The 15,314-nt window shown below is 73.9% G+C and carries 13 protein-coding genes; 10 read left to right on the forward strand and 3 right to left on the reverse strand.

Translation table 11 applies throughout. The annotated features are described in order from the left end of the window. Positions 1–20: 20 nt before the first annotated feature. On the forward strand, positions 21–866 hold the full coding sequence (locus EPD83_RS12455) for a DNA-formamidopyrimidine glycosylase family protein (protein WP_128366013.1): 846 nt from the start codon (positions 21–23) through the stop codon (positions 864–866). Positions 867–887: 21 nt separating this feature from the next. Here EPD83_RS12455 and EPD83_RS12460 read toward each other — a convergent pair whose 3' ends face one another. Beyond that, complete coding sequence (locus EPD83_RS12460) at positions 888–1,346, reverse strand: GNAT family N-acetyltransferase (protein ID WP_128366014.1); 459 nt, start codon at positions 1,344–1,346, stop codon at positions 888–890. A 185-nt stretch (positions 1,347–1,531) separates the two neighbouring features. On the opposite strand from EPD83_RS12460, the gene dnaK reads away from it, so the two are divergent. The 6 genes from dnaK to EPD83_RS12490 all read left to right on the forward strand — a co-directional run bounded on the left by dnaK (position 1,532) and on the right by EPD83_RS12490 (position 8,625). Further along, complete coding sequence (gene dnaK / locus EPD83_RS12465; RefSeq protein ID WP_128366015.1) at positions 1,532–3,436, forward strand: molecular chaperone DnaK; 1,905 nt, start codon at positions 1,532–1,534, stop codon at positions 3,434–3,436. Then, positions 3,433–4,134: a nucleotide exchange factor GrpE gene (grpE, locus tag EPD83_RS12470; RefSeq protein ID WP_128366016.1), complete on the forward strand. Its 702-nt coding sequence runs from the start codon at positions 3,433–3,435 to the stop codon at positions 4,132–4,134. The genes dnaK and grpE overlap by 4 nt, the downstream gene beginning before the upstream one ends. Positions 4,135–4,163: 29 nt before the next feature. Beyond that, positions 4,164–5,204, forward strand: a complete 1,041-nt coding sequence (locus EPD83_RS12475) for a DnaJ C-terminal domain-containing protein (protein ID WP_128366017.1) — start codon at positions 4,164–4,166, stop codon at positions 5,202–5,204. A 14-nt stretch (positions 5,205–5,218) separates the two neighbouring features. After that, the gene (locus EPD83_RS12480; RefSeq protein WP_128366018.1) at positions 5,219–5,674 is read left to right on the forward strand and encodes a heat shock protein transcriptional repressor HspR; all 456 of its coding nucleotides are present in this window, start codon (positions 5,219–5,221) and stop codon (positions 5,672–5,674) included. Between the two features lie 39 nt (positions 5,675–5,713). Further along, positions 5,714–7,465 (forward strand): DUF2252 family protein, encoded by a 1,752-nt coding sequence (locus tag EPD83_RS12485; RefSeq protein WP_205859518.1) that lies wholly within the window; start codon positions 5,714–5,716, stop codon positions 7,463–7,465. A 140-nt stretch (positions 7,466–7,605) separates the two neighbouring features. Beyond that, positions 7,606–8,625: a YihY/virulence factor BrkB family protein gene (locus EPD83_RS12490; protein WP_165566650.1), complete on the forward strand. Its 1,020-nt coding sequence runs from the start codon at positions 7,606–7,608 to the stop codon at positions 8,623–8,625. Between the two features lie 97 nt (positions 8,626–8,722). On the opposite strand, the gene EPD83_RS12495 is transcribed toward EPD83_RS12490, so the two are convergent. Then, the gene (locus tag EPD83_RS12495) at positions 8,723–9,712 is read right to left on the reverse strand and encodes a hypothetical protein (RefSeq protein WP_128366669.1); all 990 of its coding nucleotides are present in this window, start codon (positions 9,710–9,712) and stop codon (positions 8,723–8,725) included. A gap of 95 nt (positions 9,713–9,807) precedes the next feature. Next, positions 9,808–10,599: a tryptophan-rich sensory protein gene (locus EPD83_RS12500; protein ID WP_128366670.1), complete on the reverse strand. Its 792-nt coding sequence runs from the start codon at positions 10,597–10,599 to the stop codon at positions 9,808–9,810. A 146-nt stretch (positions 10,600–10,745) separates the two neighbouring features. Between EPD83_RS12500 and EPD83_RS12505 the strand changes: the two genes are divergently transcribed. The 3 genes from EPD83_RS12505 (at position 10,746) to EPD83_RS12515 (ending at position 15,263) form a co-directional block, all read left to right on the forward strand. Then, positions 10,746–12,236, forward strand: coding sequence for an LCP family protein (locus EPD83_RS12505; RefSeq protein WP_128366671.1), 1,491 nt, complete (start codon positions 10,746–10,748; stop codon positions 12,234–12,236). Between the two features lie 52 nt (positions 12,237–12,288). Then, the gene (locus tag EPD83_RS12510) at positions 12,289–12,552 is read left to right on the forward strand and encodes a ribonuclease E inhibitor RraB (RefSeq protein WP_128366672.1); all 264 of its coding nucleotides are present in this window, start codon (positions 12,289–12,291) and stop codon (positions 12,550–12,552) included. Between the two features lie 146 nt (positions 12,553–12,698). Beyond that, positions 12,699–15,263, forward strand: coding sequence for an ATP-dependent Clp protease ATP-binding subunit (locus EPD83_RS12515; RefSeq protein WP_165566651.1), 2,565 nt, complete (start codon positions 12,699–12,701; stop codon positions 15,261–15,263). Positions 15,264–15,314 lie beyond the last annotated feature (51 nt).

A 15,314-nucleotide genomic window follows, 5' to 3' on the forward strand; every position in this document is an offset into this window, starting at 1 on the left:
GTCGGTCGCAGGATGGTGCCGTGCCCGAGGGCGACAGCGTGTACCGGCTCGCGCGCCGGCTGGACCGGCAGCTCACCGGGCACGTCGTCGTGCGCTCGCAGCTGCGCCACCCACGGCTCGCCACGGCCGACCTCGCGGGCCGGGAGGTGCTCGACCACGAGACCCACGGCAAGCACCTCCTCACCCGGTTCGGCCCTCTCGGGGACGAGGACGGCTCCGACGCCGGGCTCACCCTCCACAGCCACCTGCGGATGGACGGCGAGTGGTCCGTCACCCGGCCCGGCCGCCGCCTCCCCGGCCGGATCATGCACGAGGTCCGGCTCGTCCTCGGCCTCGACGACGACCGGACGGTGTGGGGGCTGCGCCTGCACGACCTCGACCTCGTCCGCACCCCGGACGAGGGGCGGCTGCTGGCCCACCTCGGCCCCGACCCGCTACGCGCGGACTGGGACGCGGTCGAGGCGGTACGCCGCCTGGCCGCCGACCCGGACCTGCCGGTCGTCAGCGCCCTGCTCGACCAGCGCCGCGTCGCCGGGCTCGGCAACCTCTGGGCGAACGAGCTGGCGTTCCTCGCCGGCGTGAGCCCCTGGACGCGGGTCGGCGACGTCGACCTGGCCGCGCTCGTCGAACGGGCCGCGACGATGCTGCACCGCTCGGCCACCGTCCCGTGCGCCTACCAGGTGACCACCGGGTCCTCCCGCCGCGGCAGCGAGCACTGGGTCACGGGCCGGGTGCGTCAGGGCTGCCTGCGCTGCGGCGGACCGGTCCGGGTGGCCGCCGAGATCCCCGGCGACGCCGCGAACCGGCGCACCTGGTGGTGCCCCCACTGCCAGCCGGGACCGGGTCCGGAGGCCCGACGCCGGTGAGTCCACGACGCCTCGGCGCGCTCACTCGTCCTGTGCGGGCATCTCGTAGGTGACGAGCGAGGTCGCGGACGCGACCCGGTCGTAGGTCGCCCGCGCGCGCAGGTTGTCCTCCGAGGTGATCCAGCGGACCGCGCCCCAGCCCTCGTCGGTGGCGACCTGACGGACCCCGTGGAGCAGCGCCGTGGCCGCTCCGCCTCCGCGGGCCGCGGGGTCGACGAACAGGTCGTCGAGGAAGCAGCCGGTGCCCGCCAGCAGCGGGCGCGGGTAGGGCCGCAGATGGGCCAGCCCCGCGGCGGGAGCCGACCCGTCGCGCACGAGCAGCCCCCGGAGTACGTGAACGGGGTCGTGCAGCCACGACCAGACGAGGTCCAGGTGCGCGCCCGTGACCGGACGGCCGTAGAACTGCAGGTAGCCGGCGTACAGCTGCCGCCACCGGCTCTCGTCCTCGGCTCCCGGCGGGCCGACCTGCCACGCGGTCATCCCCGCACGCTAGCCGCGGGGGTCCTGGGCCGACGGCCGCGGTGCGGGAACAACGCCCGCGCCCCACAGGTTGAGCCTGGTGAACGCAAGTTTGGTCCCGCGGATTTGCGCAAGGTCGTCCGCTCGATCTACCTTGAGCCCAGACCACTCAACTCCTCACCATCAGCACAGCAAGGAGCACCCCCATGGCCCGTGCAGTCGGTATCGACCTCGGAACCACCAACAGCGCGGTCGCCGTCCTCGAGGGCGGCGAGCCGACGATCATCGCGAACGCCGAGGGCGGGCGAACCACCCCGTCGGTCGTCGCCTTCTCCAAGGGCGGTGAGGTCCTCGTCGGCGAGATCGCCAAGCGTCAGGCCGTCACCAACGCCGACCGCACCATCCGCTCGGTCAAGCGCCACATGGGCACCGACTGGGCGACCTCGGACATCGACGGCAAGACCTACAGCCCGCAGGAGATCAGCGCCCGCATCCTCCAGAAGCTCAAGCGGGACGCGGAGTCCTACCTCGGCGAGGACATCACCGACGCCGTCATCACCGTCCCCGCCTACTTCGACGACGCCGAGCGCCAGGCCACGAAGGAGGCCGGCGAGATCGCGGGCCTCAACGTCCTGCGCATCGTCAACGAGCCCACCGCCGCGGCACTCGCCTACGGCCTGGAGAAGGGCAAGGAGGACGAGCAGATCCTCGTCTTCGACCTCGGTGGCGGCACCTTCGACGTCTCGCTCCTCGAGGTCGGCAAGGACCCCGAGGACGGGTTCTCCACCATCCAGGTCCGCGCCACCTCCGGTGACAACCAGCTCGGCGGCGACGACTGGGACGACCGCATCGTCCAGCACCTCCTGACGACCGTGAAGAACAACAGCGGCGTCGACCTGGCCAAGGACAAGATCGCGATGCAGCGCCTCAAGGACGCCGCGGAGCAGGCGAAGAAGGAGCTGTCGTCGGCGAGCTCGACGAACATCTCCCTCCAGTACCTCTCGATGTCCGAGAACGGCCCGATCCACCTGGACGAGAACCTCACCCGGGCGCAGTTCGAGCAGATGACCAAGGACCTGCTGGACCGCACCCGTCAGCCGTTCGAGAACGTCATCAAGGACGCGGGCGTCTCGGTCGACCAGATCGACCACGTCGTGCTCGTCGGCGGCTCCACCCGGATGCCGGCCGTCAGCGCGCTCGTCAAGGAGATGACCGGCGGCAAGGAGCCCAACAAGGGCGTCAACCCGGACGAGGTCGTCGCGCTCGGCGCCTCGCTCCAGGCCGGTGTCCTCAAGGGCGAGCGCAAGGACGTCCTCCTCATCGACGTCACGCCGCTCTCGCTCGGCATCGAGACCAAGGGCGGGCTCTTCACCAAGCTCATCGAGCGCAACACGGCCATCCCGACCAAGCGCAGCGAGGTCTTCTCCACCGCCGAGGACAACCAGCCCTCGGTCCTCATCCAGGTCTTCCAGGGTGAGCGCGAGATCGCCCAGCAGAACAAGGCGCTCGGCACCTTCGAGCTCTCCGGCATCGCCCCGGCCCCCCGTGGCGTCCCGCAGGTCGAGGTGACGTTCGACATCGACGCCAACGGCATCGTCAACGTCTCCGCCAAGGACCGCGGCACCGGCAAGGAGCAGAAGATCACCATCTCCGGCGGGTCCGCCCTGTCCAAGGAGGAGATCGAGCGGATGGTCAAGGACGCCGAGGCGCACGCCGAGGAGGACGCGAAGCGCCGCTCGGAGACCGAGGCCCGCAACATGGGCGAGTCCCTCGTCTTCAGCACGGAGAAGTTCCTCTCCGAGTCCGGCGACAAGGTGTCCGACGAGCACCGCAAGCCCGTCGACGAGGCGCTGGCCGCGCTCAAGGAGGCCATCAAGCCCGACAGCGGCGCCTCCACCGAGGACATCCAGGCCAAGATCGACGCCCTCAACACCTCCTCGCAGGAGATGGGCGCGGCCGTGTACGCCGCGGCCGCCGAGCAGGGCGAATCCGGCGACGTCCCGGGCGGCGAGGCCGGTGACGGCACCACGCAGCCCGGGAGCGGCTCCGACGACGACGTCGTCGACGCCGAGGTCGTCGAGGACGACGAGGACCCGAAGGAGACGAAGTGACCGACGAGTCGAGGGACGACCCGGTGGACACCGGGACGGCCGACGACCAGCCGGTCCGCGCCGAGGAGGCGGCCCCGGAGCAGTCCGGGGCCGCCCCCGGCCCGGGGTCGGAGGGCGAGGGCGTCACCGGTGGCGAGGCCGCCGGTGACGGCGCCGCCCCGCCGCCCGCCGCCGAGGACGACGCCGTGGTGGAGGGCGAGCCCGACACCGGGGCCGACACCGACGCCGAGGTTCCGGATGCCGGGGCCTCCGCCGACGCGGTGCTCGCGGCCGAGCGGCTCGCCGACCTCCAGCGGCTGCAGGCCGAGTACGTCAACTACAAGCGCCGGGTCGACCGGGACCGGGCGGCGGTGCAGGAGCGCGCCGTCCGCGACGTCCTGGAGTCCCTGCTCGGGGTGCTCGACGACATCCACGCCGCGCGCGAGCACGGCGACCTCGAGGGCGGTCCCTTCGAGCGGATCGCCGACAAGCTCGAGGGCACGCTCGGCCGGTACGGCCTGACCCGCTTCGGCGGCAAGGGCGAGCCGTTCGACCCGCAGCAGCACGAGGCGCTCATGCACGCCCCGTGGCCCGCGGACGACGACGAGCTGCCCGCCGACGCCTCGGCGACGACCGTCGTCACCGTCCTGCAGCCGGGCTACCGTGCCGGTGAGCAGGTGCTGCGGCCGGCGCGCGTCGCGGTCGCCGACCCCGCCTGACCCACCCCCGCGACGGAGAGGAGACGCCGATGGCCAGCCAGGACTGGTTCCAGAAGGACTTCTACGCCATCCTCGGCGTCCCGAAGGACGCCGACGCCACGACCATCAAGAAGGCCTACCGCAGGCTCGCGAAGCAGTACCACCCGGACCGCAACGCCGGGGACGCCGCCGCCGAGCAGCGGTTCAAGGACGTCGGTGAGGCGAACGCGGTGCTGTCGGACCCCACGCAGCGGCAGGAGTACGACGCCGTGCGCTCGATGGCCGGGGGTGGCGCCCGCTTCCGGGCCGGGGCCGGCGGCGGGGGCGGTGGTACCGGCGGCTTCGAGGACATCTTCAGTGCGTTCGGCGGCGCCGGTGGTGGCGGCACCCGGGTGCGCTTCCAGCAGCCCGGGTCCGGCCACGCCGGCGGGCAGGAGGACATCAACGACCTCCTGGCGCAGATGTTCGGCGGCGCGGCCGCCGGCGGCCGCGGCGGTGACCCGTTCGGCGGGGCCGGCTACGGCGCGCCGCGCGGTCCGCGTCCCGGCGCCGACGTGCAGGCCCGCACGACGCTGCCCTTCCGCGACGCCGTCGAGGGCTCGACCGTCACCCTCACCACCGCCGACGGCGGCCGGGTCACCGCGAAGATCCCCGCCGGAGTCCGCGACGGCCAGAGGATCCGGCTGCGCGGCAAGGGCCGGGAGGGCGACCCCGGCGCCGCGAGGGGCGACCTCATCCTCACCGTGAGCGTCGACCGGCACCCCGTCTTCGGGCGCTCCGGGGACGACCTCACGCTCGACCTGCCCGTGACGTTCGCCGAGGCCGCCCTCGGCGCCACCGTCCGCGTCCCGACCCTCGACGGGTCCAGCGTGCGGGTCAAGGTCTCCCCCGGCACCCCGAGCGGCCGGGTGCTGCGGGTCAGGGGTCGTGGCGTCCCGGCCGGCGGCGGCGCCGGCGACCTGCTGGCCAAGGTGCAGGTGCTCGTCCCGCAGCGCCTCACCGACGAGGCGCGACAGGCCGTCGAGACCCTGCGTGACGCCGACGGCGACAGCGACCCCCGTGCCGGCCTGTTCGAGCAGGCCGGCACCTGACCGGAGGTTCCCCGATGGCGAGACTCGACCTCTCCGCGTTCGCGCCCAACGACGACACCCCGGTGTTCGTCATCTCCGTCGCGGCCGAGCTCGCCGGCATGCACGCCCAGACCCTGCGCCAGTACGACCGGCTCGGCCTCGTCATCCCCTCGCGCACCAAGGGCGGTGGCCGGCGCTACTCCCAGCGCGACGTCGCCCTGCTCCGCGAGGTCCAGCGCCTGTCGCAGGAGGAGGGCGTCTCCCTCTCCGGCATCGCCCGCATCCTCGAGCTCGAGAACCGGGTCGACGCCCTCCGCGCCCGGGTCACCGAGCTGTCCGCGCAGGTCGAGGCGCTGCAGGCCGGCTCCGGCCGCACCACCCGGGTGTTCTCGGTGAGCCCCACCGGTGACGTGTACGCCTCCCGGCTCGGCGAGCGGCCGCGCACCACCCGCAGCCAGGCGCTCGTCGTGTGGAGCCCCCACCGCCGCTGATCCCGCCCGGCGCCCGGGACCGGCTGGTAGACAGGCCCCATGCCCCCCGCGAAGCGTGCTGCCCGGAAGACGTCCACCGGCTCGACGGCGAAGGCCGCGCCCGGGTCGTCGGCGTCGGGGTCCGGCGGGGACGGGACGTCGGGGACCCGCAAGCAGGCGACCTCGACCGCGCGGTCGCGCTCCGGCACGACGAAGACCTCCGGCGCGAAGAAGACCGCCGGGACGAAGAAGACCGCCTCCCGCACGCAGAGGACGTCGGCGGCCTCCCGCGGCACGACGGCGCGCACCGGACCCAAGGCGACGACCAAGAAGAGCAGCCCCGCGGCGCCGAACAAGTCGGCCCCGCGTCGGAAGGGGTCGTCCGGGCCGTCCACCTCGGGTAAGCGGGCCCCCGCGACGTCCCGCGGCACCCGGGACACGGCGATGGGCGACCGGGACGGGGCCTCCCGCCTCGACGCCTTCCGTCGCCTGGCCGAGGCCCGCGCGGGCGGCGACATGGTCCCGCTGCCGCGCAACATCGACGGTCACGACCGCCGCATCCACGTCCGGCAGACGATCCGCGAGGACCACCAGTCGCGCATCGCCTCCGCCTCGGACGACGCGAAGGAGAAGTTCGACAAGCTGTCGGGCTCGCTGTTCTCCTTCTTCCGCGGCACCGCCCTGCTCTTCTACCGGGACATGGCCGGCGAGGACGCGTGGATGCCCACGGTGCTGTGCCTCGGCGACGTCCACCCGGAGAACTTCGGCGTCATGCCGAGCGCCGACAACGTCCCGTTCTTCGGCGTCAACGACTTCGACGAGGCCTACTACGCCCCGTTCACCTGGGACCTGAAGCGCGGCGCCGTCGGGTTCATCCTCGGCGCCGAGGAGGAGGGCGGCAAGGGTCGCAAGAAGCAGCGCAGGATCGCCGAGATGTTCATCAAGGGCTACGTCGAGGGCATGTCGCGCTTCGCGCGCGACGGCGACGAGACCCACCACCAGCTGCGCATCGACAACGCGCCCAAGATCGTCAAGACGCTGCTGGAGGACTCCCTCAACGCCCGCGCGGAGTGGCTGAAGGAGGACTACCACGACGAGTACGGACGGGGCTTCAGGGCGAGCAAGAAGCTGGTCCCGGAGTCCACCCGCGTCGAGGAGTTCCAGGAGGTCCTGAACCGCTTCGTCGAGGAGAGCGGCATGACCGTCCCGCCGCGTGCCGGCGAGATGAAGGTCAAGGACGTCGCCGCCCGCATCGGGCAAGGCACCGCGTCGCTCGGCCTCACCCGCTACTACGTCCTCGTCGAGGGACCGACGAAGGACGGCAGCGACGACGTCATCATCGAGCTCAAGCAGGCCCGCCGCTCGGCGCTGGACGGCCTCGTGCCGCCGACCGACTTCGGCATCCAGGGGACGGGCGAGCGCATCACCGAGGCCGCCCGGGTGCAGCTGGTCAACGGCGACGTGTTCTTCGGCCACGTCGAGCACGAGGACATGAGCTTCATGACCCGGGAGCGCTCGCCGTACAAGAACGAGATCGACCTCGACGAGCTGTCGACGAAGGCGTGGAGGAAGTACGCGCGGCTGTGCGGGCAGACCCTCGCCCACGCGCACGCGCTGTCCGACGACGCCGGCGAGCGCGACGTCGACATCGAGCCGCTCATCCTCGACGCCATCGGACCGCCCAAGCTGTTCCTCGAGGACATGCTGGCGTTCGCGATGGACGCCGCCGACCGGGTCCGGCGCGACCACGCGCACTTCCGCGCCGACCACGCCCTCGGCGCCTTCGCCTCCGTGGACCGCGTCTTCCGCTGACCCCGGCCGGCTCGACGCCGGCTCCTCGACGGTTCATCGCCGGCGCACAGCCGGAGTCCAGCGGGTTCCCCGGGACCGGGAGCAGCGTCGATATCGACGCCGCCGCCCGACGGCGCCATCCCACCCGGGAGGAGCGCGTCATGACCACCTCCACGATCCCGCGGGCCCCGGTGGCCCGGAGCCACCTGGGCCGGCCCGCCTGGCTCTACGTCATCCGCCGGTCGGTGCACGAGTTCTCGCGGGACCGGTGCACCGACCTGGCGGCCGGGCTGACCTACTACGGGGTCCTTTCCCTGTTCCCGGCCGCGATCGCCCTGGTCTCGGTCGTCGGTCTCGTCGGGCAGGGCCAGGCGGCCGTGCGCACCCTGACCGGCATCCTGCGCGACGTCGGGGCGGGCTCGGTGGCCACGACGGTGCAGCCGGTCCTGATGTCCCTGGCCCAGACCCACCGGGCGGGCACGGCGTTCGGGATCGGGCTGCTGGCCGCCCTGTGGTCGGCCTCCGGCTACGTCGCCTCGTTCGGGCGGGCCATGAACGTCGTCTACGACGTCGGCGAGGGGCGTCCCGCCTGGACGCTGCGCCCGCAGATGCTCCTCGTGACCCTCGCGGCCGTCGCGCTGGTGGCGCTGGTGGCGGTCGGCCTCGTCGTGAGCGGCCCCGTCGCCTCCGCCGTCGGCCGAGCGCTGGGGCTCGGCTCCACCGTCGTGCTGGTGTGGGAGGTCGCGAAGTGGCCGGTCGTCCTGGTCGCCGTGGCCGTGGTCGTCGCGCTGCTCTACTTCGCCACACCGAACGTCCGCCAGCGGTTCCGCTGGGTCAGCACCGGCGCGCTGTTCGCGATCGGCGTCTGGGCACTCGCGTCGGCGGCCTTCGGCGTCTACGTGACCGGGTTCTCGCACTACGACCGGACGTACGGCTCGCTGGCGGGCGTCGTCGTCTTCCTCCTCTGGCTCTGGATCACCAACCTCGCCCTGCTCTTCGGCGCCGAGCTCGACGCCGAGCTGGAGCGGGGCCGCGAGCTCCAGGCCGGCATCCCCGCCGAGGAGACCGTGCAGCTCCCGCTGCGGGACGACCGCGGCATCCGCAAGAGCGAGGCGACCCTCGCCGACGACGTGGGCCGCGGAGCCGTCCTGCGTGGGTCCGCCGGCGCGCGGGAGAGCTGACCCCGGAACACAGCGCGGCGGCCGTGTCGACCCGGCCGCCGCGCTGTCCTGTGTGTGCGTGCGGGCGTGCGAGCCGCGGCCCGGACGCCCTCCGCGGTCAGCGGGCGGGCAGGCGGGTGATCCAGTACGAGGCCGACCCGGGGTCGGCCACCCCGAAGCGGGCGTTGACCGCCCAGAGCCACCCGCCGGCGAGCGTGGCGGTCGAGGGGACGTCGAGCGTCTCGTCCTCGGCCCGGCCCCGCCAGCGCGCGGTCCAGCCGTCGGCGGTCGCGGTGAGACGCAGCACCGAGACCTCGTTCTGGCCGCTGCCGCGCACGACGTAGGCGGTGTTCCCGTCCAGCTCGATGCCGTCACCGCCGGTGATGCCGGGCCCGCCGGAGACCGGGACCGCCGCGGTCACGCCGGTGCCCGGGTCGACGGCCCAGAGCCCGCCGGCGCTGCTGTGGTCGAGCAGCAGCATCCCGTCGGACAGCTCGCGGATGCCGTTGGCGGCGAGGTTGCTGCCGTCGTAGCCCGGCCACTCGCCGGTCAGGGGCAGGTACGTCGGTGCCGCGCCGGTCGGCATCCCGTCGGGGCCGACGGCGATCGCGGTGAGCCGGTCGACGCGCGAGTCGGTGACCCACACCGTGGTGTCCGTGACGACGAGGTCGTTGAGGAACCCGCCGCCGGGCACGACGACGTCGTAGCGGACGGCGCCGGTGCTGCCGTCGACCGCCCAGACGTGCGCCTCGGCGCCGACGTTGCCGGCGGCCCACACGAGGTTCGAGCGCCCGTCCCAGAAGAGACCGCGCAGCTGGCGGCCCTCGGCCCCGGGGAGCAGGAGCATGCTCGTGGCGGCGAGGAGGTCGCCGGTGACGATGCGGCCGTCGGCGAGGGAGCCGACGTAGTAGCGCGTGCCCGGCCCGGAGGTGATGCCCTCCGGCCGGATGCCGTCGGGGAGGGGAACGGTCTCCGGCGCGCGCGGGGCGCGTCGGGCGAGGGCCGACTCGGGGAGGGCGACGGCCCCGACGGCGGCGAGGGCGGCGACGCCCAGGGCGCTGCGGCGGGACGGTCGGAGGTGGGTGGGGCGGCTCGAGGTGCTGTCCATACCCCACGATGCACAGGTCGGGCCGCCCACGGGAACCCCCCGGGCGGTCCGGGCGCGTCCCCGTCGAAGGCCGGGGACCCGGGCCGAGGCGGCGGTCAGGCGGCGAGGCGCGTGCGCTCCCCGGCGCTGCCGCCGAGGACGACGACCGCGGCCACCACCGCCGCGAGGCCGACGGCCACCGACGCGGGCTCGTCGGCGAGGCGGGCCCACCCCACCCAGCCGAGCCCCCACGCGATGGCCAGCGCCACCGACCAGCGGCCGGCGAACCGGCGGTTCAGCCACACCCCGAGCGCCGCGACGCCCGCGAGGACCACGACGGTGACGACGACGGCCGCCGTGCCCCCGTCCAGCGTCACCCCGCTGCCGGCGAGGGCGGCGAAGACGTTCGCGAACGTCGCGACGCACACCCAGCCCAGGTGGAGCCCGAAGGTGCCGTCGACGAGCAGCGACTCCGCGACCCCGTAGGACGGCCGCCGGTGCAGCCGGTCGACGAGGACGAACAGCGTGCCGGCGAGGGCGACGATGACGAGGACGCTGACCCAGACCCAGCCCTGCTGGGTGACGAGCAGCCAGACGGCGTTGAGCACCATCGACGCCGCGGCGAGCCAGCCCGTCGAGCGGTGCCGGGTGTCGGTGGCCTGCTCAGGCAGCCACTGCCACACGGTGTAGCCGAGGAGGCCGAGGTAGATCGGCGTCCAGATCGAGAACGCCGGGCCGCCGGGGGCGATGAGCGTGGCGTCGGCCGCGAGCGAGCCGCCCGCGGACTCCTCGACCCGGGTGCCGATGACCCCGAGGCCGACGAGGGTGCCGACGACGCAGAACACCTCCGCGACCGTCACGGCCACCTGGCGACGTCGGTCGGCGGGCTGGGCGGGGCGCGGGCTCACCCCGTCATTCGACCACGACCGCGCGCCGCCGGGTGCCCGCCCGTGTTCCCGCAGGTCCGGACCGTTCCGGCGCGCCGATCCGCGGCGTATCGTGGCGAGATCGGAGGACGTCGACGACACGCTCGCCCGAGCGGGAGAGAGCCAGGGTGCACGAGGGCGAGGACGCCAGGGTTCCGCGCTTCTACCGGAAGGTCGCGCTCGGCACCGTCGTGCCCGGAGCCGGGCTGTTGAGCTCGCCGTGGCGGGCGCTCGGCGGGGTCCTCGTCGCCGCCTGGGGGGTGAGCATCGTCGTCGTCGCCGTCCGGCTCCTCACCGGCGGCGGCCCGCAGGATGTGCTGCTCCGGCTCGCGGTCGACCCCGGCGCCCTCGAGGCGCTGGCCGTCGTCGTCGGCGTGGCGGCGGTGCTCTGGGTCGGGTCGATCGTGCTCACGGCGGTGCTGGCGTGGGCGCCGCGCGACCGCCGCCACGTCGTCCTCGAGGGCGTCGCGGCCACCGCCGGCTGCCTGCTCGTCGCGCTGCCGGCGATGACGGCCGCCCGCTACCTCGACGTCCAGGCCGGCCTCGTCACCGACGTCTTCGCGTCGGCCTCCACCCCGGGCCCGGTCGAGGAGGTCCCCGGACGGCCGGCGCCGGCGCCCGTCGACGCGCCCTCGCCCGCCGCCGACCCGTGGGCGAAGATCCCACGGGTCAACCTCGTCCTCCTCGGGTCCGACGCCGGACCCGACCGCACCGGTGTGCGCACCGACTCGATGGTCGTCGTGAGCATCGACACCCGCACCGGCGACACCCTGCTCGTCGGGATCCCGCGCAACCTCGAGAACGTCCCCATCCCCGCCTCGGACCCGCTGCACCGGCTCTACCCGAACGGGTACGACTGCGGCGACCAGTGCCTCATGAACGGCATCTGGACCCTCGCCGAGGACCACCCGGACCTCTTCCCCCGCGGGGTGAACCCGGGGCGCACCGCCACCGTCGACGTCCTCGGCGCGGTCACCGGGCTCGACATCTCGCACTCGGTCGTCATCGACCTCGACGGCTTCCAGCAGCTCGTCGACGCGATGGGCGGCGTGGACATCGACGTCACCGAGCGGGTGTGCGTCTCGTGCCACCTCACCCCCAGCGGGCAGTTCGCGTGGACGTCGGACAAGCACGAGTGGATCGACCGCGGGCGGCAGCACCTCGACGGGTTCCACGCCCTCTGGTACGCCCGGTCGCGGGCCACGAGCGACGACTACAGCCGGATGCGCCGGCAGCGGTGCGTCGCCGGGGCCGTCCTGCAGCAGGCCGACCCGGCCCGGCTGCTCGCCCGCTACCCGGCCATCGCCAAGGCCGTACGCGGCAACCTCTCGGTCGACATCCCCACCGACCAGCTGCCCGCCTGGGTCGAGCTCGTCGACCGCATCCAGTCCGGCGGCTCCATCCGCTCGCTGCCGCTGACCGACCAGGTCGTCGACCCGGGCAACCCCAGCTACCGGAAGATCCACCGCCTGGTGCGTGCCGCGCTGCGCCCACCGGCCGCCTCGTCCCCGCGGCCCGACAGCACCGCCAGCCCGGCGCCGTCGCGCACGAAGCGGCCGGCCACGGCGTCGCCGCGGCCCGACTCCGCCCGCGGCCTGTCCCTCTCCGCCACCTGCTGACCCCCTCGGGGGGATCTCCCCAGGGGGGCGCGGGCTCGGCCATACTGCGAGCATGACCGAGCACCTCCTCGTGTTCCCGGACCGCGACGTCGCGGAGCAGGTGGCGGACGAGCTCGCGGAGGAGGGGTTCACCGAGGTCCGCGTCGTCCGCGAGGCGCTGGCGGGCGAGGAGGACGACGAGGACCACGAGTGGGGCGTCTACGTCCGCGAGAAGAACGTCGCCGACGAGACCGGACCCGTCGAGAGCGGACTCGAGGACCGTTTCTCCGCCCTCGTCGCCGAGCACGGCGGCTGGTACGACCCCCACCCCCGCTGACGCCCACCCGCGCCCGACCCACGCCGCGTCCCCACCCGCCGAGGCGGGCCCCGGCGGTGCTCCCTGCGTTGAGTGGAATAGGCTCAACTTTGGTGAGTGTTGCACCAGGTGACCCGTAGACCTCGCACGAGCAGGAGACCTCCGCGATGGAGCTGAAGCCCACGACCAAGGTGGCCGAGGCGCTCGCCCTCGCCCAGCGCGCCGCGCAGGGCGCCGGCCACGCCGAGATCACCCCCGACCACCTCACGAGTGCCGCCGTCCAGCTGGACACCCCGCTGGCCGACGCGCTGCTCGCCGCCGCCGGCACCGGCGCGGCCCACGTGCTGGGCCAGGCCGACGCCCGCCTGCGCGCCCTCCCGACGACCAGCGGCGCCGCGGCCGCCCCCACCTTCGGGCGGTCCGCGCTCGCCGTCCTCCAGCAGGCCGACACGCTCATGCGGGCCAAGGGCGACACCTTCCTCGCCCTGGACCTGTTGCTGCTCGCGCTCGCCGAGACCGGCCACCTCGCCGCCGTCGAGAAGCGCGGCGCCGCCGACCTCGAGGCGAAGGTCACCGAGCTGCGGGCCGGTCGGCAGGTCACCTCCGAGACCCCGGCCGAGTCCGGCGAGGCGCTCGCCCAGTACGGCACCGACCTCACCCAGGCCGCCCGCGACGGCCGCCTCGACCCCGTCATCGGCCGCGACGCCGAGATCCGCCGCGTCGTCCAGGTGCTCTCCCGCCGGACGAAGAACAATCCCGTCCTCATCGGCGACCCCGGCGTCGGCAAGACCGCCGTCGTCGAGGGCCTCGCCCAGCGCATGGTCGACGGCGACGTCCCCGAGTCCCTGCGCGACAAGCGGCTCGTCAGCCTCGACCTCGGCGCCATGGTCGCCGGGGCGAAGTACCGCGGCGAGTTCGAGGAGCGCCTCAAGGCCGTCATCGAGGAGATCCGGGCCAGCGACGGCCGGGTCGTCACCTTCATCGACGAGCTGCACACCGTCGTCGGCGCCGGCGCCACCGGCGACTCCGCGATGGACGCCGGCAACATGCTCAAGCCGCTGCTGGCGCGCGGCGAGCTGCGGCTCGTCGGCGCGACGACGCTCGACGAGTACCGGCGCCACATCGAGAAGGACGCCGCCCTCGAGCGCCGCTTCCAACAGGTCTTCGTCGGCGAGCCGTCCGTCGAGGACACCGTCGCCATCCTGCGCGGCCTCAAGGAGCGCTACGAGGCGCACCACAAGGTCGAGATCGAGGACTCCGCGCTCGTCGCCGCCGCCAGCCTGTCCGACCGCTACATCACCGGACGGCAGCTGCCGGACAAGGCCATCGACCTCGTCGACGAGGCCGCCTCCCGGCTGCGCATGGAGATCGACTCCAGCCCGGTCGAGATCGACGAGCTGCGCCGCGCCGTCGACCGGATGCGCATGGAGGAGCTGCACCTGCAGCAGGAGACCGACGACGCCTCGGTCGAGCGGCTCGCCCGGCTGCGGGCCGACCTCGCCGAGCGCACCGAGGAGCTCGGCGGCCTCACCGCGCGGTGGGACGCCGAGAAGCAGGGCCTCAACCGGGTCGGAGACCTCAAGGCGCGCCTGGACGACCTGCGCACCCGCGCCGACCGCTTCGAGCGCGAGGGCGACCTCGGCAGCGCGTCCGCCGTCCGCTACGGCGAGATGCCGGCGGTGCAGACCGAGCTCGAGGCGGCGCAGGCCGCCGAGAGCGCCGCGTCCGCCGACCTCATGGTCAAGGAGCGGGTGGGCGCCGACGACATCGCCGAGGTCATCTCCGCGTGGACCGGCATCCCCGCCGGCCGGCTGCTCCAGGGCGAGACCGAGAAGCTGCTGTCGATGGAGTCGATCATCGGCTCGCGGCTCATCGGCCAGACCGAGGCCGTGCGGGCCGTCTCCGACGCCGTCCGCCGGGCCCGCGCCGGCATCGCCGACCCCGACCGCCCGACCGGCTCGTTCCTCTTCCTCGGCCCCACCGGCGTCGGCAAGACCGAGCTCGCGAAGTCGCTCGCGGACTTCCTCTTCGACGACGAGCGGGCCATGGTCCGCATCGACATGTCGGAGTACGCCGAGCGGCACGCCGTCGCCCGGCTCATCGGCGCCCCGCCCGGCTACGTCGGGTACGAGGAGGGCGGCCAGCTCACCGAGGCCGTCCGGCGCCGCCCGTACTCCGTCGTCCTGCTCGACGAGGTCGAGAAGGCGCACCCGGAGACGTTCGACATCCTGCTCCAGGTCCTCGACGACGGCCGCCTCACCGACGGGCAGGGCCGCACGGTCGACTTCCGCAACGTCATCCTCGTCATGACCTCCAACCTCGGCTCGCAGTTCCTCGTCGACCCGACGAGCGACGTCGGCGATCGGCGCGAGGCGGTGATGGCGACGGTGCGCCAGGCGTTCAAGCCGGAGTTCCTCAACCGGCTCGACGAGGTCGTCGTCTTCGACCCGCTGGCCATGGACGAGCTGGCCCGGATCGTCGACCTCCAGGTCCACGAGCTCGGGGCGCGGCTGCGCGACCGCCGGGTCGACCTCACCGTCACCGACGACGCCAAGGCGTGGCTCGCGCAGCGCGGCTACGACCCGGCCTTCGGGGCCCGGCCGCTGCGCCGCCTCGTGCAGCGCGAGATCGGCGACCGGCTGGCCACGGCGATCCTCGCGGGCACCGTCCGCGACGGCGACACCGTCACCGTCGGCCTCGACGCCCCCGCCGACACCCTCACCCTCACCTGACCCCGCCGGACATTTCGGGGTCACCCCGAAATGTCACCCGGCTCGGTGGGG

It is taken from the genome of Phycicoccus flavus (assembly GCF_004025965.2).
Classification (GTDB): Bacteria; Actinomycetota; Actinomycetes; order Actinomycetales; family Dermatophilaceae; genus Phycicoccus; species Phycicoccus flavus.